This is a genomic window from Arthrobacter sp. H14, from assembly GCF_000520495.1.
Taxonomy (GTDB): Bacteria; Actinomycetota; Actinomycetes; order Actinomycetales; family Micrococcaceae; genus Arthrobacter_C.
Window position 1 is genome coordinate 1 of record NZ_AZRX01000524.1, and the last position, 1418, is coordinate 1418.

Annotated in this window: 1 pseudogene; it reads right to left on the minus strand. The window is 57.2% G+C overall.

Features of this window, described 5'->3' with window-relative positions:
* Positions 1-472 precede the first annotated feature (472 nt).
* Positions 473-856, minus strand: a pseudogene (locus Y707_RS22820) (type ISP restriction/modification enzyme); the annotation flags it as partial.
* Positions 857-1418: the final 562 nt, after the last annotated feature.

Consider the following 1418-nt stretch of genomic DNA (forward strand, 5'->3'; position numbering starts at 1 on the left):
GGCAGCCGGGACGTAGGCGTTGAAGTACAGTTCCGCCAGGGTGGGAACGTCGGCGGCATTGATGGGCCGCATAGCGACCTTCGGTTCTTTGTCCCGGCCCCCGGTAAGGGCCGCCAGTGTAATCGGGGTGCTCATTCAAACCCTGCTTTCGGCAGTTGCCGTACTCGTGAAGCGGATAGGCAAAGAACCAGGGCCGCCATCTAAACCTGCCGGTCAGCGCAGCAGACCTATAGTCAACACGTTCGTGTTCCTCCAAGGCAAGCGATAAAGCAAGCGATGGGGGGCAAACCCGCCCTCCAGGGTCAACGCAATCGGTCCCTGGGCGCCGGAGAAAGGACCCAATCCCCGGTTCACCGCGGCCGCCGGGTCTTCCCGGAAAAGCCATCAAGGACCCGTACTAAAACGGGGCTCTGTCGGCCCCATCCCGCGGTGCCCACAGTGGTGGAACGGCATCAGTTTACGAAATCACCCGTTATCGGCGTTTACGAATCTCAGCCTTGACGGTTGCCGCAAACTCAGCCGGCATCAAGGGCGGGAGGGAGTTGACGATTTTCAGCGTTTCGATGCTGACCGTGACGATGCGCTTGACCAGATCGACAATGTACCGAGCATCACCTACCTCGTCGCACCAATCGTTCGGATCATTGATAATGCCTGACGCCTTATCAGTTTTGACTTGATAGCGCTCCATGACCCACTCGATGGCGGATCGGGAACCAAGCATGTATTCGTAGGCTTCTGTCGGGATGCCGCCGAGGGTGATGTGCTCATTAAAGACGATTTGGCTACGGTCTTTACCTTTGCCGAACCTCATTTTCTTGATGCGGTATGGATCCTCGACACGCTCTGAAACCGAAGCCTCCTCAAGCGCCCGAACTACGAGCGGATGCCTTACGCCCTAGTATGGCTTCTGGAAGCTGCTTTTCGGGTCGTATAGGATCTTGATCTTGTAGCTGGTCTCCTGATGGATCGTCAGTTGTCACTTGACTCAAGAATCCTTCGCTCAGGCGCCTGGCTTTGCTAACGGAGCAGATATGCCGGTCGCAAACTGGTCTTGAAGATGATTTTAGCCCCGCGCATCAAAGCCGTACTGAAACTTGCCGAGGTTCGAGTAGTTTTGGGCGGTGATGGGGCACTTGGCCGGAACCAAATTAGTGACCGCCCCACGACGTCTCTCAACGCGTGGGTATCAAGACGCCTGGCCGAGACACCCCAACTCGCTCGAAAATGTGTCGCTTGTTATGAATATGGGACCACCGTGGGCGGTTTCTGCGTCCCACTTGAGGAACCATTCCCCGAAGGATAGTAATCGGCGGGTTCTTGGTGCGTAAAGCCGATGGCGTCGGTGACGACGTCAACCAGTCGGCCGTTGCGTTGGTAGGCTTGCCGCTGCCGGCTGGCCCCTGTTCCGCTGCTGA